The 23,434-nt window shown below is 38.7% G+C and carries 22 protein-coding genes; 12 read left to right on the forward strand and 10 right to left on the reverse strand.

All coding sequences use genetic code 11. The features are described 5' to 3' along the window. The first annotated feature begins 1 nt into the window (after position 1). From HNP38_RS01235 to msrB, 3 genes are all read left to right on the forward strand, one after another. Complete coding sequence (locus HNP38_RS01235) at positions 2 to 274, forward strand: hypothetical protein (RefSeq protein ID WP_184183196.1); 273 nt, start codon at positions 2 to 4, stop codon at positions 272 to 274. Between the two features lie 80 nt (positions 275 to 354). Continuing rightward, positions 355 to 813 (forward strand): DUF417 family protein, encoded by a 459-nt coding sequence (locus tag HNP38_RS01240; protein WP_184183199.1) that lies wholly within the window; start codon positions 355 to 357, stop codon positions 811 to 813. Between the two features lie 10 nt (positions 814 to 823). After that, positions 824 to 1,915 (forward strand): peptide-methionine (R)-S-oxide reductase MsrB, encoded by a 1,092-nt coding sequence (msrB, locus tag HNP38_RS01245; RefSeq protein WP_184183201.1) that lies wholly within the window; start codon positions 824 to 826, stop codon positions 1,913 to 1,915. Positions 1,916 to 2,050: 135 nt separating this feature from the next. Here msrB and HNP38_RS01250 read toward each other — a convergent pair whose 3' ends face one another. Together HNP38_RS01250 and HNP38_RS01255 are read right to left on the reverse strand one after the other, a co-directional pair. Next, positions 2,051 to 2,896 (reverse strand): ABC transporter permease, encoded by an 846-nt coding sequence (locus tag HNP38_RS01250; protein WP_184183204.1) that lies wholly within the window; start codon positions 2,894 to 2,896, stop codon positions 2,051 to 2,053. After that, positions 2,889 to 3,800 carry an ABC transporter ATP-binding protein gene (locus tag HNP38_RS01255; protein WP_184183208.1) on the reverse strand — a complete coding sequence of 304 codons (912 nt, stop codon included), beginning with the start codon at positions 3,798 to 3,800 and terminating at the stop codon, positions 2,889 to 2,891. Before HNP38_RS01255 ends, HNP38_RS01250 begins: the two co-directional genes overlap by 8 nt. Positions 3,801 to 3,895: 95 nt before the next feature. Between HNP38_RS01255 and HNP38_RS01260 the strand changes: the two genes are divergently transcribed. The 4 genes from HNP38_RS01260 to HNP38_RS01275 all read left to right on the forward strand — a co-directional run bounded on the left by HNP38_RS01260 (position 3,896) and on the right by HNP38_RS01275 (position 8,505). Then, on the forward strand, positions 3,896 to 5,260 hold the full coding sequence (locus HNP38_RS01260; RefSeq protein ID WP_184183211.1) for an AAA family ATPase: 1,365 nt from the start codon (positions 3,896 to 3,898) through the stop codon (positions 5,258 to 5,260). 94 nt (positions 5,261 to 5,354) lie between these two features. After that, positions 5,355 to 6,470: an NAD(P)/FAD-dependent oxidoreductase gene (locus HNP38_RS01265; RefSeq protein ID WP_184183214.1), complete on the forward strand. Its 1,116-nt coding sequence runs from the start codon at positions 5,355 to 5,357 to the stop codon at positions 6,468 to 6,470. Between the two features lie 141 nt (positions 6,471 to 6,611). Continuing rightward, positions 6,612 to 7,724: a peptide chain release factor 2 gene (gene prfB / locus HNP38_RS01270; RefSeq protein ID WP_184183217.1), complete on the forward strand. Its 1,113-nt coding sequence runs from the start codon at positions 6,612 to 6,614 to the stop codon at positions 7,722 to 7,724. A gap of 85 nt (positions 7,725 to 7,809) precedes the next feature. Then, on the forward strand, positions 7,810 to 8,505 hold the full coding sequence (locus HNP38_RS01275; RefSeq protein WP_184183220.1) for a DedA family protein: 696 nt from the start codon (positions 7,810 to 7,812) through the stop codon (positions 8,503 to 8,505). 49 nt (positions 8,506 to 8,554) lie between these two features. On the opposite strand, the gene HNP38_RS01280 is transcribed toward HNP38_RS01275, so the two are convergent. Further along, complete coding sequence (locus HNP38_RS01280; protein ID WP_184183223.1) at positions 8,555 to 9,418, reverse strand: alpha/beta hydrolase; 864 nt, start codon at positions 9,416 to 9,418, stop codon at positions 8,555 to 8,557. 244 nt (positions 9,419 to 9,662) lie between these two features. Here HNP38_RS01280 and HNP38_RS01285 point away from each other — a divergent pair, with 244 nt between their 5' ends. Further along, positions 9,663 to 10,544: a DUF808 family protein gene (locus HNP38_RS01285; protein ID WP_184183226.1), complete on the forward strand. Its 882-nt coding sequence runs from the start codon at positions 9,663 to 9,665 to the stop codon at positions 10,542 to 10,544. A 54-nt stretch (positions 10,545 to 10,598) separates the two neighbouring features. Continuing rightward, the gene (locus HNP38_RS01290; RefSeq protein WP_184183229.1) at positions 10,599 to 11,522 is read left to right on the forward strand and encodes an acyltransferase family protein; all 924 of its coding nucleotides are present in this window, start codon (positions 10,599 to 10,601) and stop codon (positions 11,520 to 11,522) included. Between the two features lie 59 nt (positions 11,523 to 11,581). Here HNP38_RS01290 and dnaJ read toward each other — a convergent pair whose 3' ends face one another. The 5 genes from dnaJ to proS all read right to left on the reverse strand — a co-directional run bounded on the left by dnaJ (position 11,582) and on the right by proS (position 17,792). Further along, a complete protein-coding gene (dnaJ, locus tag HNP38_RS01295; protein WP_184183232.1) occupies positions 11,582 to 12,700 on the reverse strand; it encodes a molecular chaperone DnaJ in 1,119 nt (372 codons plus the stop codon). A gap of 88 nt (positions 12,701 to 12,788) precedes the next feature. Beyond that, positions 12,789 to 13,325 (reverse strand): nucleotide exchange factor GrpE, encoded by a 537-nt coding sequence (locus HNP38_RS01300; RefSeq protein ID WP_184183235.1) that lies wholly within the window; start codon positions 13,323 to 13,325, stop codon positions 12,789 to 12,791. Positions 13,326 to 13,468: 143 nt separating this feature from the next. Next, positions 13,469 to 14,803, reverse strand: a complete 1,335-nt coding sequence (locus HNP38_RS01305) for an Nramp family divalent metal transporter (protein WP_184183238.1) — start codon at positions 14,801 to 14,803, stop codon at positions 13,469 to 13,471. A 114-nt stretch (positions 14,804 to 14,917) separates the two neighbouring features. Beyond that, complete coding sequence (locus tag HNP38_RS01310; protein WP_184183241.1) at positions 14,918 to 16,198, reverse strand: OmpA family protein; 1,281 nt, start codon at positions 16,196 to 16,198, stop codon at positions 14,918 to 14,920. Between the two features lie 118 nt (positions 16,199 to 16,316). Next, positions 16,317 to 17,792 (reverse strand): proline--tRNA ligase, encoded by a 1,476-nt coding sequence (proS, locus tag HNP38_RS01315; RefSeq protein ID WP_184183244.1) that lies wholly within the window; start codon positions 17,790 to 17,792, stop codon positions 16,317 to 16,319. 167 nt (positions 17,793 to 17,959) lie between these two features. Between proS and HNP38_RS01320 the strand changes: the two genes are divergently transcribed. Together HNP38_RS01320 and HNP38_RS01325 are read left to right on the forward strand one after the other, a co-directional pair. After that, positions 17,960 to 18,988, forward strand: a complete 1,029-nt coding sequence (locus tag HNP38_RS01320) for a prolyl-tRNA synthetase (protein WP_228460897.1) — start codon at positions 17,960 to 17,962, stop codon at positions 18,986 to 18,988. Positions 18,989 to 19,042: 54 nt separating this feature from the next. Beyond that, positions 19,043 to 20,419, forward strand: coding sequence for an OmpP1/FadL family transporter (locus HNP38_RS01325; protein WP_228460899.1), 1,377 nt, complete (start codon positions 19,043 to 19,045; stop codon positions 20,417 to 20,419). Positions 20,420 to 20,538: 119 nt separating this feature from the next. On the opposite strand, the gene HNP38_RS01330 is transcribed toward HNP38_RS01325, so the two are convergent. Both HNP38_RS01330 and HNP38_RS01335 read right to left on the reverse strand, forming a co-directional pair. After that, positions 20,539 to 21,249 (reverse strand): ZIP family metal transporter, encoded by a 711-nt coding sequence (locus tag HNP38_RS01330; protein ID WP_184187488.1) that lies wholly within the window; start codon positions 21,247 to 21,249, stop codon positions 20,539 to 20,541. Further along, positions 21,249 to 21,986, reverse strand: a complete 738-nt coding sequence (locus tag HNP38_RS01335; protein ID WP_184183253.1) for a class I SAM-dependent methyltransferase — start codon at positions 21,984 to 21,986, stop codon at positions 21,249 to 21,251. Before HNP38_RS01335 ends, HNP38_RS01330 begins: the two co-directional genes overlap by 1 nt. 248 nt (positions 21,987 to 22,234) lie before the next feature. Here HNP38_RS01335 and HNP38_RS01340 point away from each other — a divergent pair, with 248 nt between their 5' ends. After that, positions 22,235 to 23,395: a class I SAM-dependent RNA methyltransferase gene (locus HNP38_RS01340; RefSeq protein ID WP_184183256.1), complete on the forward strand. Its 1,161-nt coding sequence runs from the start codon at positions 22,235 to 22,237 to the stop codon at positions 23,393 to 23,395. Positions 23,396 to 23,434: the final 39 nt, after the last annotated feature.

A 23,434-nucleotide genomic window follows, 5' to 3' on the forward strand; every position in this document is an offset into this window, starting at 1 on the left:
AATGCTGAAAAGATTAATTCATATCATATTCTTACCCTGTAGTGAAGCCACGCTACTGATGGAAAAAAGAAAAGCAGAAACCATTTCTTCAAAAGAGGGCTGGAAACTTTCCCTGCATTTAAAGATCTGCAAATGGTGCAGGGCTTACAAAGAAAAGCTGGAAATTCTGGACGAGATCCTGAAAAAAAACATTGCCCGGAAAGAAAATGATAAAATTAATGATTCTGATATTCAGGAATTTAAAAATAAAATGTTCGAAAAATTAGATTCCTGATCAAAATTCTGTCAGGATTTTGAAATTGTTCCGACTATACTTTTGAAAATAATAAAGTATTCATTCAAAATCTGAAAGACATGAACGGAACAATACAACAGGCCGGCAAAGAGCCGCTAATTTACAAAACAGGATATTATATTTCACTTTTCGGGGCTGCTCTTATTTTGCTCTGGATAGGGATTTTCAAATTCACGCCTACTGAAGCTGCGGCTATAAAACCTTTGGTGGAAAATCATTTTCTTACCTCTTTCCTGTATAATATCATGAGCGTGCAGGCAGTGTCAAATACTATCGGAGTTATAGAAATTATCATTGCATTGCTTCTCGTATTTAGTGTGAAATTTGCATTCTTACGGAAGTATGCAGCGATTGGGGTGATCGTTACTTTTCTCATGACGTTAAGTTATCTGTTCACAACTCCCGGCGTTTGGAAAATAGTGGACGGGGTTCCGGTAACAGATTTTTTCATCCTGAAAGATGTGATGTTCTTAGGATTCGGATTGATGATATTTAAAAATAATAGACAAAATGCATAAAAAATTAACAATGAAAAATATTTTGATATTGCTCGGAATTGTTCTGGGTATAGCAGTTTTTGCTACGAAGTCGGGCTTTTTGAACAGATCAAAGCCTAAAGAAATAAAAAAAGAAAATCAGGAAATTATGGATAATACAAACGTTAGAGAGATCTATTTTGCGGGCGGATGCTTTTGGGGAACAGAACATTTTTTTCAACAGGTACGGGGCGTTACAGCTACTGAAGTGGGGTATGCCAACGGGAATACTGAAAATCCCACGTATGAAGAGGTGGTAAGCCATACGACGGGCTTTGCAGAAACCGTAAAAGTAAAGTATGACCCGGATCAGATCGATCTGAAACTGCTGATCGACCTGTATTTCAAAACCATTGATCCTACAAGCCTTAATAAACAGGGCAATGACAGGGGAGATCAGTACAGGACGGGGATCTACTTTTCAGATAAGAATGATGAAGCTGTTGTAAAAGATGAAGTTCAAAAGCTGGCTAAGCATTACAGCAAACCGGTAGTAGTAGAGACCATTCCTCTGAAGAATTTCTATAAGGCAGAAGATTACCATCAGGATTATCTGGATAAAAACCCCGGCGGATATTGTCACATTGAACCTGGACTTTTTGAAATGGCCAGAAATGCCAATCCTCTCCCAAAAGCAAAATATCAAAAGCAAAGTAAAGAGATACTGAAGGAAAAACTGACTCCAACTCAGTATGATGTTACCCAGAACAATGCTACAGAAAGACCATTTAGTAATGAATATGATAAAGAATTCCGTGATGGGATCTATGTAGATATTACAACAGGAGAGCCGTTATTTATTTCAACAGATAAATTTGAATCCGGCTGCGGATGGCCAAGCTTTTCAAAGCCGATCACCAAAAAGCTGATCGAGGAAAAAATGGACAGATCCCACGGAATGACGAGGGTAGAAGTAAGAAGCAAAACAGGAGATGCTCACTTAGGACACGTTTTCACAGACGGCCCGGAGGATAAGGGAGGACTGCGTTACTGTATCAACAGCGCCTCTTTAAAGTTTGTTCCGAAAGAAGAAATGGAGAAAAAAGGATACGGAGAATACCTTCCGTTACTGGATAAAAAGTAAATATGAAAAAGGCTGCTGAAAAGCAGTCTTTTTTGTTTTCAACAGAGCTGAAATTAGCAATTTTGATAAAAAATAAAAAAGTGATCCGAAACAGGACCACTTAATCTTTAAATATTTTAATTTTTGAATCTTAGACTACCAATCCCTCTTTTTTAGGATCCAATACGATGCGAAAATAAAGATAAAGCTCCAGATGAAGCAGGCTATCAGATTTTCGGTAGGATAGGTGAATTCATATTTCAATCCCATCATTTTGGCCATATTCAGCCTCATCATGGGATTGGGGATCAGGCTGGACATACTTTCTAAAGGAAAATATTTGGAAATGAAAAAAGTATGCTGCGAAGCGTCAATCTGCTGTTGAGGCGTCATACCTCGCAATTTTGTGAATGATTCTATTCCCAGTACAACGTTTTCGAAAATCCAGAAAATAAAAAATGCAAGAAAAACAAAAACAGATTTCCTCAATAATACAGAAAGGAACATCAGGAAGCAGAAAAAGGTGAATAATTTAACAAAATAATTGCCGATAAAGAACATTTCTTTTATTACAAGCTCCGCATCAGTCACCTTAGAATATTTATATCCTAGGAACATGGTGATAAAAAATACAATAAGTGTAGAGATAATCGTAAAAATAATGATCGTCAGTAATTTGGAACCAATAAATTCATTTCTGCTCAATCCGTCAATGGTATTCTGTTTGAACATCCTGTTGGTAAACTCCTGGGAAATGGAAAATACAATAATGAGACCCAGGAAGATTTTTAACAAAGCCACGATCCATGTGGTAAAATTCCAGATATCGGGAAAGTTGTAGATTCCCTGTTCTTTCAGATTGATGGGATTCCCAAATATTTTAAGATCCACAAGCCCGATGAAAAGCAGGGCGATCAAAATTACAAAGTACATGATCGTGAAAACCTTGAATGGTCTGTAATTCAGGTTTTTGTAATATTCTAGTTTTAATAGTTTAAGCATGGTTATTCGTGTTTTTTACCAATTCAAGGAATTGAGTTTCAAGAGACTGTTTTTTCTTGGTCAGGTGCGAAAGGAAAATACCTTTCTCTGTTAACTTCTGATTTAAAGCAGATGCTGAAAGCGAAACATCTTCACGGATCTGGGCTTTGATGAAGTCTCCTTCCAATGTTACGGAAGAGAACCATTGCGATTCTTCCAGAATGCTTAAAAGCTGGGAATTATTTTCAGCCTTTAATTCAAAATAACCATGATTATTTGTCATTTCATCCACTCTTCCGCAGTAAATGGAGTTGCCTTCCTTTAATACGATCACGTGGCTGCATATTTTTTCAATTTCATCCAGAAGGTGGCTCGCAATAATAATCGTGATCCCCTGTTTGGCAATATTGCTGATGATCTCCCTGATCTGGATGATCCCTTCCGGATCCAGCCCGTTGGTAGGTTCGTCCAGGATTAGTACCTCAGGATTGTTCAGCATCGCAGAAGCAATGGCAAGGCGCTGTTTCATCCCCAGAGAGAAGGTCCTGAAAACATCTTTTTTCCTTTCAAAAAGGCCTACGGTCTTCAATACTTCATCAATTCTCACATAAGGGGTTCCTTTGATCTCCGCCACAATCTTCAGATTCGTTTCTGCACTTAAATAAGGGTAGAAGTTAGGCTGTTCTATGATGGCCCCTATTTTTTTTAAAGTATCAGGGTCAGTCCCTTTCTGCCCAAACCAGTACCATTCACCTTCTGTAGGGTTGATGGTGGAAAGCAGCATTCCGAATGTGGTGGATTTTCCACTTCCGTTTGGTCCCAAAAGTCCGTAAACGTTTCCTCTTTCTACATCAAAAGAGATATTGTTTACAGCAACTCTTTTGAATTTTTTTGTCAGATTTTTTACTGATAAAACTTTTTCCATGTAATTTGTTTTACATAGTAGTAGTGTATATAATTGACAAATTGTTACAGGATTCGGACTAAAATATTTAAATTTGATAGAATTAATTGCGAATTATGAAGCTAGCTGAACTTGCAAAGGAATTGAATATTTCTGCAGAAGCCATCAAACAGTTTATTCAGGATTTTGATCTTGAACTTGGAATATGCATCACGACCAGTTTTGAAGTAAAAGAAGATTTTGAAAAATTTGCACGCGAGAATGTAGATTTTTTAAGGCTTTATGAAAAAGACCTTGATAAAAATAAAACATTGGAACAGATTGCTGAGACCATCAATCAGCCGAAAGATAAGATAGAGAAGGCCATAAAAGAAGATAATCCCAATATTTTTGATAATGGTTTTTTCCGGTCCTCCATTTCCAGCTACGGTATCGATAATAAGCTTGGGGGAAATTACCAGTTTGTCTATGATTATTTCGGCCATAAAACAAGCCTTCAGCACAGGGATTTTATCGGATATAGGGATCTGTTTTTCTATATTTCAGGGGTTCTGGAACCTTTCATCAATCACCAGCAGATCAAAGACTGGGGAATCAATAAACCGGCCGGAATCATTCTGTATGGGCCTCCGGGAAGCGGGAAGATCTTCTGGGCCAATAAAATTGCTGAAATTATAGGCTATCAGTTCAAAGAAGTGAAAAAACACTATCTGGGAACCTCTTTTGTGGATGGAAACAAAACAAATTTCAACGATTTTCTGGTTACCATGATGAAAGAAGACAAAGTGCTTCTTTTCCTGGAAGATTTTGATGAGATCATGATGGAAAGGACTGCTGAGACCGATGTAGCCTCATGCAACCTTGAAACCCAGGAGATCATTCTTCACTATATCGGAAAATTTGAACAGGAAGACCTGCTGATGGTAGGATCTGCCAATTCTGTTTCAACAGTTGATGAGGAGATCCTGGCTCCGGGAAGATTTGATGTGATGATCCCTGTTTTCCCACCCAATGCTTCGGAAAGATCCGAGATTATCCTGTATGCCATGACAAAAAATCTGGAAAATGATTCCCTGCTATACAAGATTCTCAAAAACAATAAGGCGGATAAAGTATCTTTCTGGCGCGGTGTTTCTTCACAGATGAAAGCTTTCAGCAATACGATGATCATAGATTTTACACAAAGCCTGAAAAAACGGATCAGAAATCTTTATCAAAGAACGAGGAATGAGAAGCTGAAAATAGATCAGAATCTTCTGAATGGTGCCTTAAGGGATGCTGCGGCCAAACTTACTGAAGAATATCTGGATCAGATAGCCATATTTCTGAATGATGCCATTATCAATAATTTTGACGATTTCCAATATAGAATTAAAGCTCTGAAAAATGAGCTTGATGCCTACAAGGTAGTAGAAGTCCCGAGAAGAGCTATCGGATTCCATCATAATGAAGAAGAGGAGAAGGATAAAGAAAAACCTTAAAAGTTATGAGATATGAGTTATAAATTATAAGTTATTAACCTTCCTCATTACTTATTTATCATCATTCATCAATTATCATTTATCAAATACAGCCATGCAAAGCATCTGGGAGCTTGAGACTTTTTACAGAAAACGCAATATCATTATTATCGGAGCCGGATTTACCGGGCTTTGGACAGCCATTTCTATCAAAGAGAAATATCCTGAAAGATCAGTTCTGGTTATTGAAAGAAGCTCAATTCCTCTGGGAGCCTCAACGAGGAACGCCGGGTTTGCCTGCTTTGGAAGCCTTACGGAAATAATTGCTGATTCAGAAAAGATGGGTTGGGAGAAGACATTGAATTTGGTTTCGATGAGGTTTGAAGGACTGAAGAAGATCCGGAATTATTTTAGTAAAGACGAAATTGATTTTGAGTTAAGCGGAGGATATGAAATTCTGAATAATGATCAGCCTTTACACAAAATAGAGGAAGTCAATAAGAAATTAGAATCCATAACGGGAATTGGCAAAACATATACTCTTAATCAGGATAAATTAAAAGAATCCGGACTGGGAAGATCAGAATTTTTAGTTGAAAATCCTTGTGAAGGTGGTTTACATTCAGGAAAACTCCTGCAAAAGCTATTGGAAAAATGTTATGAATTAAAAGTTGAATTCCTTTTCGGAGCAGAAGTTAAGAGTATTATTGAAAATTCAGATTACGTTGAAGAATGGCTTTCAGAGGCACTTTCTATACAGTCGGATCAGCTTATTTACTGCACCAATGCTTTCAGCTCAGAATTTTTAAGCGAGGAAGAGATCATTCCTGCTCGTGGACAGGTTCTTTTGACTGAACCTGTTGAAAATTTAAAACTAAAAGGGACATTTCACTATGATGAAGGATTCTACTACTTCCGGAATTTAGGAAACCGGGTTTTATTGGGCGGTGCAAGAAATCAGGATTTTAAGACCGAAGAAACTACATCTTTTGAAACTACAAATTTTTTACAGGATCATCTGGAAAATTTTTTAAAAGAAGTGATTCTGCCTGGTCAGAACTTTAGGATTGCTCATCGTTGGTCGGGGATCATGGCAATGGGAACAGAAAAAACGCCTATTATTAAGCAACTCTCGGAAAGACAGTTCTGTGCAGTAAGGCTTTCAGGAATGGGGGTGGCTCTGGCCCCGAAGATAGGAGAGATGCTGGCAGATATGATAAATAATAAGTAATGAGCAATGAGTAATCTGATCAATTGGAGACTTGTTCGTAATTGATCCTCTCAACTCACCACTCTGAACGCTCAACTTATAACTCATCACTCTTAACTTACTTAAAAACTTTATCCGTATTTTTGCAAAAAATAAAAATTCGTGATCAACAACGACCAGATAAGAGAAGTTCAATCCAGGATTGAAGATTTACATAAATATCTTCAGATAGAAAAAAAGAAGATAGAAATATCCAATGACGACGAGAAAACGGCAGCTCCTGAATTTTGGGACAGTCCCAAAGAAGCAGAAGCATTCTTAAAACAGCTCCGTTCCAAGAAGAAATGGGTAGAGGATTATGAGGAGATCAACGGACAGTTTGAAGACCTTCAGGTGTTGGCAGAATTTGCCAAAGAAGACCCCGATTCTGAAAAAGAACTGGATGAAACATTCCCTCAGCTGATAGAGAAAATTGAAGATTTAGAATTCAAGAATATGCTTTCCAATGAAGGAGACGAGCTTTCTGCCGTATTGCAGATCACAGCCGGAGCAGGAGGGACGGAAAGCTGTGACTGGGCTTCTATGCTGATGAGAATGTACACGATGTGGGCAGAAAAACAGGGCTATAAGATCAGGGAACTGAACTTTCAGGAAGGTGATGTCGCCGGGGTAAAAACCGTGACGCTGGAAATAGACGGTGAATATGCTTTCGGATATCTGAAAGGTGAGAATGGCGTTCACAGGCTGGTAAGGATCTCGCCTTTTGACAGTAATGCCAAGCGTCATACAAGTTTTGTTTCCGTATATGTTTATCCGTTGGTGGATGATACGATCGAGATCAATATTAACCCGGCCGATATCAGTTTTGAGACCATGAGGTCTTCCGGGGCAGGAGGGCAGAATGTAAATAAGGTGGAAACAGCCGTCCGCCTTCGCCACGCTCCTACAGGGATCATCATCGAAAACTCGGAATCCCGTTCCCAGCTTCAGAATAAAGAGAAAGCAATGCAGTTGCTCCGTTCAAGATTATACGAAATGGAATTGGAGGAGCGCATGAAGGCCCGCAACGAGATCGAAGCCAACAAAATGAAGATAGAATGGGGAAGCCAGATCAGGAATTATGTGATGCATCCATACAAACTGGTAAAAGATGTACGTTCGGCTCATGAAACCTCAGATGTGGATTCCGTGATGAACGGAAATATCACTCCATTCCTGAAAGCATTCCTGATGGCGGATGGTACGGCGGTGTCTGATGATGATCTTGAGCTGTAAATATCATGTCCGTAATTTGTTAAAAACTCATAATTAATTTCCTTTTCAGGTTTTTTAGGCTTATTTTTGTTGTTCATCAATACTTATGGAAGATTTCAATAGTTGGAAAGATTTATTAAACCCTGAGTTTTACATTAAAATGGGAGGGTTTTGGTTAATTTTATTTATTATTTTTGCTGAAACAGGTCTCTTTGTAGGATTTTTTTTACCAGGAGATTCTTTGCTTTTCGTTTCGGGGATTTACGCGGTAGATATTATCAGAGAGACTTTCAGCTCTACCGGCAGTGATTTTCTGGATACTACAATTTTAGCCGCCTGTGTTTCCCTAGCAGCCATTATCGGGAATGAAGTAGGATATTATTTCGGATTGAAGACAGGACCGGCCTTATATAAAAGAAAAGATACCACCTTATTTAAAAAGAAATACCTTTATCAGGCCCATGATTTTTTTGAAAAGCATGGAGCATTAGCCGTAATTATGGCCAGGTTTTTACCAGTTGTAAGGACTTTTACGCCTATTGTTGCCGGGATCGTGAAGATGGATAAGAAAGAATTCCTTAGGGATAACATTATAGGAGCCGTTTTGTGGTCGTTTTCTTTAATATATGCGGGACATTACCTGGACAAGGTTTTCAGGGATGAATTCGGGATCGAATTAAAATCTAAGCTGGAATATATTATCATTGTTATCGTATTGATAACAACTCTTCCTGTGGTCATCAAGTTTTTATTCGGTAAAAAACAGGATTTTTCCAAATATGAAGATCAGAATTTTGAATAATATTTCAATATAAAATATAAAACGAACAGTAACCTGCTTTTTAAGCGGGTTATTTTTTTATCCAGTCGAGAATATTCGGATAAATGATACTGTCTCTTTTTCTTTTGCTGAAAAATCTTGGCGTATGGCCCGCCCCTTCCATGAACACCAGTTTATGAGGAATATTCTTTAATGTCAGAACAGAATCTAAAGAAAGTCCCTGATGCTGGTTGACTAAAAGATCCCTGTTTCCCTGGAATATCAGTGTGGGAACATTCGCTGTATTGGCGATTGGGCTTGCTTTTTCAAATTCAGGGGATAAATTCTTCCGGTCGAATTTTGTTCCTACCATTTTCTGAACGGTGGGAGAACTATATTTTGAGTAAAATGAGTTTAAATATTTTCCGGAAAAAAAATCCGTAGGTCCGCTTAAAGAAATGATCTTTTTGATCTGTTGAGGGTTTTTATATCCATACAGCAATGCCAGATGTCCGCCTGCACTTTCTCCGAGAATAATATAATTGTCGGGAAGCAGTTTCGCTTTGGGGGCCAGTGTATTAAACTTCTCAATAGCCAGGTCGATATCCCCCAGCTGCTGTTTGTAAGTGACAGATTTTGTGATGAGCCGGTAGTTGATGTTGATGCTGGGAATATTATTTTTAAAAAGCATTTTCTGGATGTGTATCATATGCTCCTTTCTCCCATGTTTCCATGCACCGCCATGTACAATCAAAACTACGGGTGCATCTTCTGCATAACCTGCAGGAAGAAAAACATCCATTTTTTGTTTCTTGTGTTCCCCGTACTTTAAATTGTAGATCTTCTGTTCATTCCCCGCACCTACCCAGACCCTGAATCTGGAATTGCAGGAATTCAATATAAAGCCGATACAGCCTAAAACAAAGAAGTGATATCTGAGAATCAGCTTTTTCATAATTTAAATGTACATAAAAATGATTGTAAAAGTAAGGATTGAAACATGATTTTTACCATAATGGTATAAAAGCCAATGTCCGATAAGCTTATATCTACCTATGATTTATATTGTGCTTTAGAACCCGCTCATTTCAAAAATTATGAAGCATTTATTTTAAAACAGAGTGTAATCATGTTCAAAAATCAGATTAAAACATTATTTTTGCTGCACTTAATAATTATTAAAAAAACATTAAAATAATATGGCATCTGGTTTTTTTGCGATTTTGGATGATATTGCTGCTCTGATGGACGATGTAGCAGTGACAAGTAAATTAGCCACTCAGAAAACGGCGGGGATTTTAGGCGATGATTTAGCGGTAAATGCAGAAAAAGCAACAGGCTTTCTTTCTTCCCGTGAACTGCCTGTTTTATGGGCGATTACAAAAGGCTCTTTTATCAATAAACTTATCATTCTTCCGGTTGCCTTCCTTCTCAATTGGCTTTATAAACCGGCTATAGAAATCATTCTCATCCTGGGGGGACTTTATCTTGCCTTTGAAGGCGTTGAAAAGATCATCGAATTTTTGTTTCACCGTTCCAAAAAGGGACATGAGGTGATAGAAGAAAGCCAGATCGATGAAGATGAGGAAGAGTCTGAAAAATCCAAGATAAAATCTGCTATTACAACAGACTTTATCCTTTCCATAGAAATTGTGATCATTGCTTTAGGCACTGTGATTCAGGAAAATCACCCATTGCTGACACAGATTCTTACGGTGACTTTTGTGGCGTTTATAGCTACGGTGGGAGTTTATGGAATTGTAGCACTTATTGTAAGGATGGATGATGCAGGTTTTAAACTGATCAAAAAAAGCAATGATAAAGGCTTTTTCTCTAAATTGGGGCATTTGTTGGTAAAGGCATTACCGATTATCATCAAAATACTGGGAGTGGTGGGAACACTTGCTCTTGTCCTGGTTTCCGGAGGTATTTTTGCTCACAATATTCATTATCTTCATGATCTGCTTCCTACATGGCCTTCCATGTTGAAGGAATTTACTCTCGGAATTATCGGCGGGCTGCTTGCTGTTGCCCTTTTTACGGTTGGTAAGAAAATATATTCGGTTGCTACCCGCAAATAATCTTTTGAAGGTTATGAAGTGTATAAGGATAAAATATTTTATGGCCCTTATACCATGACAAGGAATTTATCCATTGACCTGTTAAAAATAGTACTTGCCATTTTTGTGGTTTTTTTGCATTCGCACCTGTTGAGGAATTCCTATCCCTCATTAAGCTATGTATTGGTTAACGGGCTTTTCAGAATAGCTGTGCCTGTTTTTCTGATCATAACAGGCTATTATTTTTATGATGTTGATACTCCCGGCAGGCTGAAAAAATGGTCTTTAAGGTTATTTTTGCTATATCTGATATGGACGGTTGCCTATATTCCTTTTTGGAAAGATGGAAAACATCTATCCCATATATTATTCGGGTATCATCATTTATGGTATCTGATTGGGACACTTTTTTCCGGGCTGATCCTTTTTGCGGTAAAGAAAAAACGAGCAGGGTTCCTGTTGAGATCTATATTTCCTCTGTTCAGTTGTGGCTATATCCTGCAGCTTCTGGGTAATCTTCATTATTTTCAGGGGAATACAGATTTAGTGCTGAATTTTTTTCCAGTATATCGAAATTTTTTGTTTGTATGTTTTCCTTTTTTGACCTTAGGTTTTCTGATCAAAAAACTTGAGATTGATATAAAATATAAGCCGTCCTTACTATTGGTTATCCTTGCTGTAAGCCTTGTAATGGCCGAAGCATTTATTAATTACAGAATTATTCATCTGAGCAAAAATGAAAGTATAGATTTGTTATACTCCCTGTTGTTAGCCTGTCCTTTGCTGTTCCTCTATTGCAAGAACATTCCTCTGACTACCAATTCTAAAATTTTAGCCAGTATATCTACGGCCATTTACCTGATCCATCCGCTATTGATGAAGCTGGTCTTTAAATCTGTAAATATTCATACCAATGAAATCATTGTTTTTACAGTCTTATTACTTGTTGGAAGCTTTATGTTGGTATATGCGAACAGGAAGCTGAAATATATCCTATAAAAATAGAAAACATATAATTAAACAAAAAAGAGACCTATAGGGTCTCTTTATATTTTTTGCTAGTTGAACAGGTCTTTTACCTTGTCAAAGAAAGTTTTCTCTTTTCCTGAAGGTTCTGCGATCATCTCTCCGCTGGACATCTGTTTTTCGAAGAATTCCTTTTGCTCTTTGGTAAGCTTTTGAGGAGTCCATACATTGATGTGGATGAACATATCTCCCTTGCCATAGCTGTCAATACTTGGAAGCCCTTTTCCTGCCAGTCGCAGGATCTTACCGGACTGAGTTCCGGGATCAACAGTGATCTTTACTTTTCCGCCAACGGTAGGGACTTCTTTTTTAGTTCCCAAAGCAGCTTCGGCAAACGAAACATACAATTCCTGATGAAGGTTGTCGCCCTCTCTTTTGATGGTTTTATCTATTTCTTCTTCAATAATGACAAGAAGATCTCCCGGAATCCCGCCGAAAGGAGCATCATTACCCTTTCCTCTTACATTAAGCTGGATGCCGTCTCTTGCCCCTGCCGGAATATTGATAGTGATTTCCTCTTCGTCTTTAATAAGGCCTTGTGCATTGGCGCCCGCAGGAATTTTATCCGCAACTTTTCCAATACCCTGGCATGTTCCGCAGGTAGTCTGGGTCTGCATTTGCCCGAACATGGTATTCATTACCTTTATCTGGGCACCCGAACCATTACAGGTAGGGCAGGTTTTTGAAGTGGCACCTTCCGCCGTCTTCATTTTTTTTACCTTGATGGTCTTTTGGGTTCCGTTGACCATTTCTTCAAGGTTGAGCTTGATTCTGATCCTTAAGTTGGAACCTTTTACCTGCTGATGTCCTCCGCCACCAAATCCACCGAATCCGCCGCCAAAATGACCACCGAAGATGTCTCCGAACTGGCTGAAAATATCCTCCATGTTCATTCCGCCGCCAAATCCACCGAATCCTCCGTTTCCACCCACTCCTGAGTGCCCGAACTGATCATATCTTGCGCGCTTTTGATCATCGCTCAAGATCTCATAGGCTTCTGCAGCCTCTTTGAATTTATCTTCAGCTTCTTTATCTCCCGGGTTTTTATCTGGGTGATATTTCAGCGCCATTTTTCGGTAGGCTTTTTTTATTTCGTCGGCAGTTGCAGATTTGCTTATCTCAAGAACCTCGTAATAATCTCTTTTTGACATGTTTTCTATAATTGATTACTGATAAATGGTCATTGATGTCTATTGCTTTTTAGATCAATTATTTCTCATCATTTATCATTCATGAATATTAGTTTCCTGTTACCACTTTTGCAAAACGGATGACCTTATCACTCAGTGTATAACCGGTTTCAATAACGTCTACAATTTTACCTTTAAGATCTTCTGACGGGGCAGGGATTTGGGTGATTGCTTCGTGGAGATCCACATTAAAGCTGTCACCTGCATTTACTTCCATTGCTTTCAGGCCCTTTTCTGTAAGCCTGCTTTTGAATTTCTGATAAATAAGCTCCACTCCTTGCAGATCCGCAGGATTTCCGTTTTTGCCGATTTCTTTTAAGGCTCTTTCAAAATCATCCAAAACTCCCAGCATAGAGATCATCATATCCTGATTGGCATATTGGAAGAATTCCATTCTCTCCTTGGTCGATCTTTTTTTATAGTTTTCAAATTCGGCATAAAGACGGATGTAACGGTCTTTTTCCTGTGCCAAAAGTTCCTCTGCTGTCGGCTCAACTGTCACATTTTCTTCAGAGGTATTTTCATTCTGAACGATAGTTTCTTCCTGCTTATTCATGTTTTCTTCGTTGATATCCTGATTTTCCATATTCAATAACTATTTTAGAGAATTGTTTGTCAAAGATTCTGCCAAATAAAAAATATGGACATTAAGTCATATAATGTGAATGGTGAATAAGTGAAGTTGTGAATTTAAAATAGCTTAAAAAAAATTGACAATTCACAAATAAATTATTCTCCAAAAAAAGTCTGATACAACAGGTAAAGGTTCAGTATAATAATCACAAAGGAAATGATCCAGACACAAACTTTCAGGAATGGCTTGTTAACAAATTCCCCCATTTTTACCTTATCACTGGTAAACATTACCAGCGGAACAACGGCAAAACTCAGCTGCATGGATAATATGACCTGACTTAATACCAATAGATCCGTAGTTCCTTTTTCACCGTAGATAATCGTTACAATAAGCGCAGGAATTACTGCAATAAGTCTTGTGATCAGCCTTCTGAGCCACGGTTTCAGTCTGATATTAAGAAAGCCTTCCATTACGATCTGTCCGGCAAGAGTTCCGGTAAGCGTAGAGTTTTGTCCTGATGCCAATAAGGCTATTGCAAAAGCGATACTGGCCATTGAAGCCCCTAAAATAGGAGTCAGCATCTTATAGGCATCATGAATGTCTGCCACATGCTTGTTTCCTGTGGTATGGAAAGTGGCGGCAGCAAGAATCAGGATAGCTGCATTGATAAAGAAAGCCAATAGAAGGGAGAAAGTACTGTCCAGTGTTGCAAATTTGATCGCTTCTTTTTTCCCTTCCCTGTCACGAGAGTAGTCCCTTGTCTGAACGATGCTGCTGTGCAGGTAAAGGTTATGGGGCATCACAGTGGCACCCAGAATTCCGATCGCTATGTAAAGCATTGCCGGATTTTGAATGATCTCCTTTTGAGGAACCAGCCCGCCTAAAATTTCGTTAAATGCAGGTTTTGATACTACGATTTCATAAACGAAACAGGACAGGATAATGAAGATCAGCCCCGCAACGATGCTCTCGATCCATCTGAAGCCTTTGGCTTGCAACAAAAGTATTAAAAGCACATCTATTGTCGTAATAACTATTCCCCAGGTCAGGGGAATATGAAAAAGTAAATTCAGTGCAATGGCAGAACCTATAACTTCGGCGAGGTCACATGCGGCAATGGCAATCTCACAAAGAATCCATAGAATGAAATTTGTAGTGGGATGAAAGTGGTCCCTGCATGCCTGAGCAAGATCTCTTTCTGCAACTACCCCCAGTTTTACAGACAGATGCTGCAATACCATGGCAAAAATATTGGAAATAAGGATCACGGAGAGCAGGGTATAGCCAAATTGCGCCCCGCCGGCAATATCCGTGGCCCAGTTTCCCGGATCCATATAGCCAACGGCAACCATAAGCCCCGGCCCTGCAAAGGCAAGGTATTTCCTCCAGAAACTTCCTCCTTTGGGAACATTGATTGATGAGTATACTTCCGGCAATGAGTGTGAGACCCTGTCTTTTCTCCAGCCTCTTTTGATATTAAAATTCATAAATGTTAGAAATGACTAACAAATTTAATTAAATAAATGAAAATGTAAACAATTTATGGAAAGAAAAATCCCGGAAATTATTTTCCGGGATTAATTTTTATTGATTCTAAAAGATTATTTTGCAAATCTTACCGCCATTTTTCTGTCAACGGCTCTTGCCTCATTAGAAGCAGAAGCATCTACAGTAGCAAATTTACTTCCATATCCTTCAGCTTCTAAAACCTGAGCACCAACACCTGCTTTTGTTAAAGCAGCTTTGATAAATTCAGCTCTTCCTTTAGATAGTTTTACGTTATCTGCCTCATTACCTGTTTTATCAGTATATCCACCAATCTTGATCTTAGCATCCGGGAAAGCTTTTAAGATAGCTACAAGGTTATCCAATTGTCCTTGAGAACCTGCTTCCAGTTCAGTAGCACTTCCGATTTTGAAGTTCACGTGATCAAAATCATACCAGATATCTTTCAGGGCAGCATCATCTTTAGCATTTTTATAATCGTCAGACTTTAAGAAAGCGATCATTTTGTCTTCCATTCCTCCTTTGTAGCCTTTTAAAGCTATACCATTCAGGTCGATATCTTCATCCACTTTTGCTGTAGTTACTGCTGAAGTATCTGCAGAAACTGCTGCCGTATCAGAAGATACTCCTGTAGAATCCGCAGTGGTAGTTGTAGTAGCCGCATCTTTTTTCTCACACTGCTTCCATAGGAAATACCCTGCAGCAAGTAATAATAAAAGAGGAAGCAACCATTTCCAGATAGAACCGCCACCGCTGCCATCATTATTGTTATCATTATAAGAGTTGGTAGGGGTAGTACTTCTTGTCACCTCTACTTTAGGCTCGTCATAAGAACTTACCTTTACTTTATCATCATCGTTTCCAAACCAGCTTCCTAAATTTAAAGATGCCAGAGACAGTCCTGCAGGCAATAGGGTTGAAATGATTCCTTTTTGATCACCCAGCAGGCTTGAAATACCGGATTGTCCCAAATTATTATCAGCTGCATATTTTCCGACAGACCCTAAAGCAGCACCGGTCACCAGATTCAGTAATGAGCTTGATGAATTATTGCTGATGCCTGCGAAAGTAGCTATTGTATTCACCAATCCGCCAACCTTATCTCCAAAGATTGCAGATAATAAACTTGAAATGATAGAATTATTGGAAGAATTTCCCAACAAATTTCCTAAAATTCCACTGGATGAAGCATTGGAAATAGCATCCAGAACACCAGGGTTGTCCGCATTATTAGCTAATCCTCCCACAACAGCAGGTAATAACCCTCCTATTGCTTTTGAAATACCGGACTCACTTTCTCCCAGCTGCGAAGCTGCCTGAGAAACCAAAGCAGGACCTAGTTGCCCTTTAATTAAATCAATGATGTTTAATGACATAATAAATTATTTTTAAGATTAATGTTGAGATAAATTTAAACAAAAAATCTACCAAACATCATTTTTTTTAAAATATTTGTTAGTTTTTCAATAAAGTTTTTGAAAATAATTAAAAAAATTAATACGCTTTTGCGAATAATACACGTCTCTTAGATGTTTTTCCGGAAATTAAAGAAACCCCTTCCTCCATATCATCATCCAAAGGAATACATCGGATGGTTGCCTTCGTTTCGTCCTTGATCTGCTCTTCTTCTTCTTCCGTACCATCCCAATGGGCATAAATAAATCCTCCTTTTTCTTCTAAAACCTTTTTAAACTCTTCATAAGTATCCACTTTAGTAATATGATCTTTTCTGAAGCCGGCAGCTTTATTATAAATATCTTTCTGAATGGTTTTCAGTAATTCTTCAATATAAGAGTCTAAACCATCGATCGAATGGATTTCCTTAGTAAGGTTATCTCTCCTTGCGATCTCTACAGATTTGTTTTCAAGGTCTTTAGGGCCGATGGCAATTCTTACAGGGACTCCTTTCAATTCATATTCCGCAAATTTCCATCCCGGTTTATTCTGGGTATCATTGTCGAATTTCACAGAAATTCCTTTTGTTCTTAACTTAGCCTGAATATCCAAGGCCACCTCGCTGATCTGGTTAAGTTGTTCTTCTCCTTTAAATATAGGTACAATAACCACCTGGATCGGGGCCAGGGTAGGAGGCAGTACCAGTCCGAAATCATCGGAATGGGTCATGATAAGAGCTCCCATCAGACGGGTGGAGGTTCCCCAGGATGTAGCCCACGCGTGTTCAATTTTTCCTTCTTTATTGGTGAATTTCACATCAAAAGCTTTGGCGAAGTTTTGCCCCAGGAAGTGAGACGTACCGGCCTGAAGGGCCTTTCCATCCTGCATTAATGCTTCAATACAATAGGTTTCATCGGCTCCTGCAAATCTTTCAGAAGGAGTTTTCAGCCCTTTAATAACCGGGATAGCCATGAAATTCTCTGCAAAATCTGCATATACATCGATCATTTTTTCGGTTTCTTCAATGGCCTCTTCTTTTGTAGCGTGTGCGGTATGCCCTTCCTGCCATAAGAATTCTGCCGTTCTTAAAAATAAACGGGTCCTCATTTCCCAGCGTACAACATTGGCCCACTGATTGATAAGGATGGGTAAATCTCTGTAAGACTGTATCCAGTTTTTATAAGTATTCCAGATGATGGCTTCTGAGGTAGGGCGAACAATAAGTTCTTCTTCAAGTTTCGCATCCGGGTCTACAATTAATTTATGAGGATTGTTAGGATCAGTTTTCAGCCTATAGTGAGTAACTACCGCACATTCCTTGGCAAAACCTTCTGCATTTTTTTCTTCAGCCTCAAATAAGCTTTTGGGTACAAAAAGAGGGAAGTAAGCATTAACGTGGCCTGTTTCTTTAAATTTTTTGTCCATTTCATCACGCATTTTTTCCCAGATCGCATATCCGTATGGTTTGATAACCATGCATCCCCGCACCCCTGAGTTTTCAGCCAGATCTGCTTTTACAACCAATTCGTTATACCATTTGCTGTAATCTTCGCTTCTTGAGGTTAATTTTGCCATTATATTTTTAACTTTTATGTATTATTGTTATCTAAAAATAAAAATCTATTTTTGATAGATTTTTGTTACCAGTATTTGGTACATTTTTGGTACAGATTGCAAATATAATTTAAATTAAAAATTTTTACAGTATCATGAAAAGAAATATACATAAAAATTTACTTGATATGCTAAAGTCTAAAGGGATCTTGGCAATATCAGGCGGATTATTGCTAATGTCCTGCGGAGCCCAGGTGGGTGGATACAGCGAGACAGATGGTGTTTATTATGATCCCAATAAGGACACCCTGCCGGAAGGCGTAATTATCAGTGAAGGAGGAAACAGAGTGGGAGAATATTATGATTATTATGAGGACTCTAATGTGATCCAGAATGCAGAAATGAATTCCAAAGAACAGGATAACCGTTATAACTCTTGGAATGACAATAATTGGAACAACAATGCTACTGACTCGGACTGGGGTAATTTTGCAGGGAATGTGACCAATTATTATGACAATTCCTGGTGGGGCTGGGGATCTCCTTATTGGGGTTGGAACTATAACCCTTGGGGCTGGAACAGAGGCTGGGGTATAGGTTTATCCTGGGGCTGGGGTAATTCCTGGGGATACAACCCATATTGGAACTGGGGCTGGAACTACGGTTATTCTCCTTATTGGGGATACTATGACCCATACTGGGGAGGCTATGGATCTCCTTACTGGGGCTGGAACGGAGGCGGTTACTGGGGTAACGGATATTATAACAGACCTGTGTACAGAAGAAGCGGAGCTGACGGAAGAGGATTCAACAGCTATAATGCAGGAGGTTTGAATAAATATAAATATAACGGAAACAGCTCCGGATTCAGAAACACCAATGGTTCTACTTTAAGAAACAGTAACGGTGGATTCAGAAACAGTACCGGAGGTTACAGACAACAGGGAGGGGGAACCAGTGGTGGTTTCAGGAATTCTTCCAGCGGAGGCGGTATGAGACAAAGCCCTACCTATACTCCGCCTAGAAGAAGCGATAGTGGTTACAGAAATGACAGTGGCTATAGAAATGAAGGAGGATTCAGATCCAACAGCAATAATAGTGGCGGATTTAATAACTCCAGCAGCAATAGCGGTGGCTTCAGGTCATCGGGAGGTTCCGGTGGCGGAGGCGGTGCCAGATCCGGCGGTGGAGGCGGAGGCTTCAGAGGGGGCAGATAATTTTCAAACGTAATAACTATTCAAAAAATAATGTTAAAAAAATCTTTAGTAATAATGAGCATTTCTGCCGCATTCTTTGCGCAGGCTCAGGATGTTTCTGTGATAAGAAATTCTATAGATGTTTATTCAAATTCTCCTATGGTGGGATCTTCAAAGTTCAATGCAATGGCGGGATCTAACGGAGCCTTGGGTGGTGATGCCAATTCATTGCTTACCAACCCTGCAGGTTTGGGAGTTGCCATTTCGGGAGAAATTTCAGGAACTCTTTCCGTTATGAATAACAAGAATACCTCATCTTTAGCAGGATCATCAATAAAGTATGATATCAATAAAGCAGATATCGGAAATGTAGGTGGGGTTATGACATTCCAGTTAATGACCGAGAGTGCCTGGAAGTTTATCAATATAGGGGTAAATTTTTCCAATCAAACCCTTGAGGATTATGTAGAGACACCGGGAAACAATAATCTGATTTATGATTTTGATGTGGATAGAAGTTCCGCTTATGCGGGGCATGCTTATAATAGATACGGTAATTTGTCTAAAACAAGTTTTGGGATCGGGGCCAACTATAATCATAGTCTCTATCTGGGTTTAGGATTGAATTTCTTTAATGCATCCATCGATCAGTATGATACCGCAGCTTTCAGGTCTCTTGAAAATGGTGCAGTCGATTATTTTGATAAGCAGAATACCCCTTATTTTGAAAGTTCCAATGGATTTTCGGCTTCTCTTGGGGTTATTGGAAAGGTAGGTTCTAATCTCAGATTGGGTGCAGCTCTTGAAACCCCTACTTTCTGGGATATAGACAGGAGCTATAATTTCTACAATGATCCTGCTTACGGAGACGATGTAGCTATAGAAGGAAGAAGATTCACTTCACCGCTTAAAGCTACCGTAAGTGCTGCTTTAGTAGCCGGCAAGAATTTTTCCCTAAACGCCGATTACAGCCTCGGATTAACGAAACCTAAATATAAGGTATACGGACCTGCTGAGACTGAACTGAATGACTTCTTTGAAGACTATTATAAAAACGGATCAGAAGTAAGATTAGGGGCGGAATACAGAGTTAAGCAGCTCAGACTGAGAGGTGGATATTCTTATATGTCGAATCCCCTGGATGCTTTGACCATCAGCAGATTTACTAATGACGGTTCAATGGGTAACCAATCATACAGCAATCTTATTCTGAATGACCGGAACTTATTGTCCTTTGGATTAGGATATGACTTTAAATCATTCTATATAGATGCAGCTTACCAGAACGTAACTTCAAAGTACAGCAATCCTTTCATGAGAGGGCTTCTTACAGATAATATAGACTCAGCTTACTATTCACCAAGTGATATCGTGGCAAGTGATGCGTACATTGTATCAGATGTGAAGAACAGCAGGAATAATTTCTTTGTTACATTCGGCTGGAAATTCTAATTTCCGGATTGTGTAATGAGTGATTAAATTGAGGCTCCGGATTTTAAATCCGGAGTTTTTCATTCCCCTTCACCGAAGGGGTGGATTTTTGCAGAGCAAAAAGACGGGGTAGTTAAATATTAATGCTCGTGAGAATGGAAAAGATGCATTACTAAAGCTAAAGAAACCCCTATGATCACAAGCCCTATCTTGGCCCAGTCGATATTGTGGTTTTTGTTGCTTTCAAAAATAATTACTGAAGAAATGTGCAGGAAAATACCTCCTACAACGGCTAAGAAATAAGGCTGCAGATCAGGATTGAAATAATTGCCCAGCAGCATGCCTAAAGGTGATGCCAATGCAAACAAGGCCACAATCAGCATTGAAGGATAAGGAGGTGTGCTTTTCGACTCATTGCGGTTGAACAGAAAAGCGCCCAGAATAAAGGAGATAGGAATGTTATGAAACACTATTCCTAATAAATAAGGAGATAAAGCTTCCTGCTCATTTGCCAAAGGAATTCCTTCGATGAACGCATGAACAAATAGCCCTGCCATCAAAGCTACAGGAAGTATATTGTGTTCGTTATGATGATGAAAATGCCCATGCTCAAAACCTTTGGTAAGTGCTTCCAGGACCATTTGCAGTAGAACACCCAAAATCACAAAAATACCAAGATTAGTACTTCCTTCCGAAACATACACTTGTGGAAAAACTTCATTCAGGCAGATAGTAATGAGGAAACCGGCACTCAGGATCAGCAGATTTTTAGCCAGCTTTTCTTTTTTGCCGAAATATTTTCCCAGAAGTACTCCTGCAATAACACTTATAATCAGTAAAATAACCGATATCATATTTTTTTCTTAAATAAATTGATGCAGCGTGGTGAAGTATCTTTATAAAATTCATTGAGATGATAATCTCCCCAGACTTTTATTTTTTCAAAGCCACATTCTTCCGCATAAGAATTAATAGCTTCTAAGGTATGAAGTTTTACTTTTTCGGTGAAATGGTATAGGTCTCCCTTATCTTCAAAACGGATATCTTTGATGACATGTCTTCCTTCAATTTTCTTGTTGATTTTAAATTCTATATCTCCCCGCCGGATCGTTGAGTCGGATAATTCAGGAGTGATGGCATGCCGTACATAGATTTCATTTAAATAATCCAGAACAAAATATCCTCCGGGTTTCAAAACATTGTAAACAGACTTGAAAACCTTTTTATCATCACTTTCACGGTCAAAATACCCGAAACTGGTGAACAGATTGAACACGGCATCCATGGGATCTGCATCAATAGGATTTCTCATATCATGAACGTCAAAAATGAGGGTCTGGTTCTCGAATTGTTTGTCAAACTCTATACTCCGTCTTGAAAGATCCAGCCCCAGAACATCATACCCCAGTTTATTGAGAAAAACGGAATGTCTTCCTTTCCCGCAGGCCAGGTCGATGATTTTGGAAGAAGGCGGAAGCTGAAGGTCATCCGTAAGCTTTGTAATAAAGTTTTCCGCTTCAGTATAGTCCCTGTTACTGTAAAGCAAATGATAATAAGGTGTATCAAACCAAGATTCAAACCATTCCATAATGCAAAAATAACTAAATTTGTGCGGTTAAAAGCAAACTACTTTGAAGATTAAAAAAATTAAGAGATTAGAATTAAAGTTATATAAGCTTGTTAGTTTTTTAGTGAATCAGTTTTATTATATTGAAAATCAAAACACTTTTAAGGTAAACTGATCTAAAAGAATAATTAAATCTTAACTTATATAAACTCTATTTACATTCACTAATTTTTTAATTTTTAAATCCTTCAATCTTTTAATTATTATTTATGGATACAGAAAACCTACAGATTCAGATAAAGACATTCTTTGGACTGGAGCCCTTTTTGGCAGAAGAAATTAAAAAACTGGGCGGAAGAAAAGTGGAAATTAAAAACCGCGCGGTAAATTGTGAAGGAGATCTGGGATTCCTTTATAAAATCAATTATTCTGCAAGGACCGCTTTAAAAATCCTGATTCCAATTCATGAATTTAAAGCTTTCAATCAGCATCAGTTTTATGACAGGCTTTTCAAGTTTAATTGGGAAGAATTGATGGATGTTGATCAGTCTTTTGCCATTGATGCCACCGTAAATTCCGAAACGTTTAAGCATTCACAGTTTGTCACATTGAAAATGAAGGATGCAATCGTAGACTATTTTCAGGCTAAGTTTAAAAAGCGCCCGGATGTGGAAACCAAAGACCCGGATATCAAATTCCATCTGCATATTGACCGGGAACTGGTGACCATTTCTCTGGATTCTTCGGGAGATCCTTTATTCAAAAGAGGGTACAGAAAGGAGCAGGGACAGGCTCCGATCAATGAAGTATTGGCAAGCGGGATGCTTCAGATCGCAGGCTGGGACGGAAAAGGCAATTTCCTTGACCCGATGTGCGGTTCCGGGACACTCCTGATAGAAGCTGCCATGATCGCGATGGATCTTCCGGCGCAGATCTTCAGAAAAAAGTTTGCTTTTCAGAACTGGAAGAATTATGATGCCGATCTGTTTACTAAGATCAAAGAGTTCAGGATCAACAGAGTCAAAGAGTTTCAGGGAAAAATTGTAGGATATGACATTGATGCGAGGATGCTGAATGCCGCAAGGATAAATATTGAAGCAGCGGAAATGGAAGATGTGATCGAGGTGAGAAAGCAGAATTTCTTTGACTCCAAAAAAGAGCTTTTCCCTTTATTAATGGTCTTTAATCCGCCTTATGACGAGAGAATTTCCATTAATGATGATGATTTTTATAAGAAGATAGGAGATACCTTTAAAACCAGTTACCCAAATACTTTAGCATGGCTGATCTCTTCTGATCTGGAAACGATGAAGAAAATAGGTCTTCGTCCTTCAAGAAGAGTGAAATTATTCAATGGAAAGTTGGAAACAAGGTTTTTGCAGTATGAAATGTATGAGGGAACGAAGAAAGTTCATAAGATTGAAAATTAATAATTATTTTTGGCTATACAATAGAAAGATTAATCTTCT

Source organism: Chryseobacterium defluvii (assembly GCF_014204415.1).
GTDB lineage: Bacteria > Bacteroidota > Bacteroidia > Flavobacteriales > Weeksellaceae > Chryseobacterium > Chryseobacterium defluvii_A.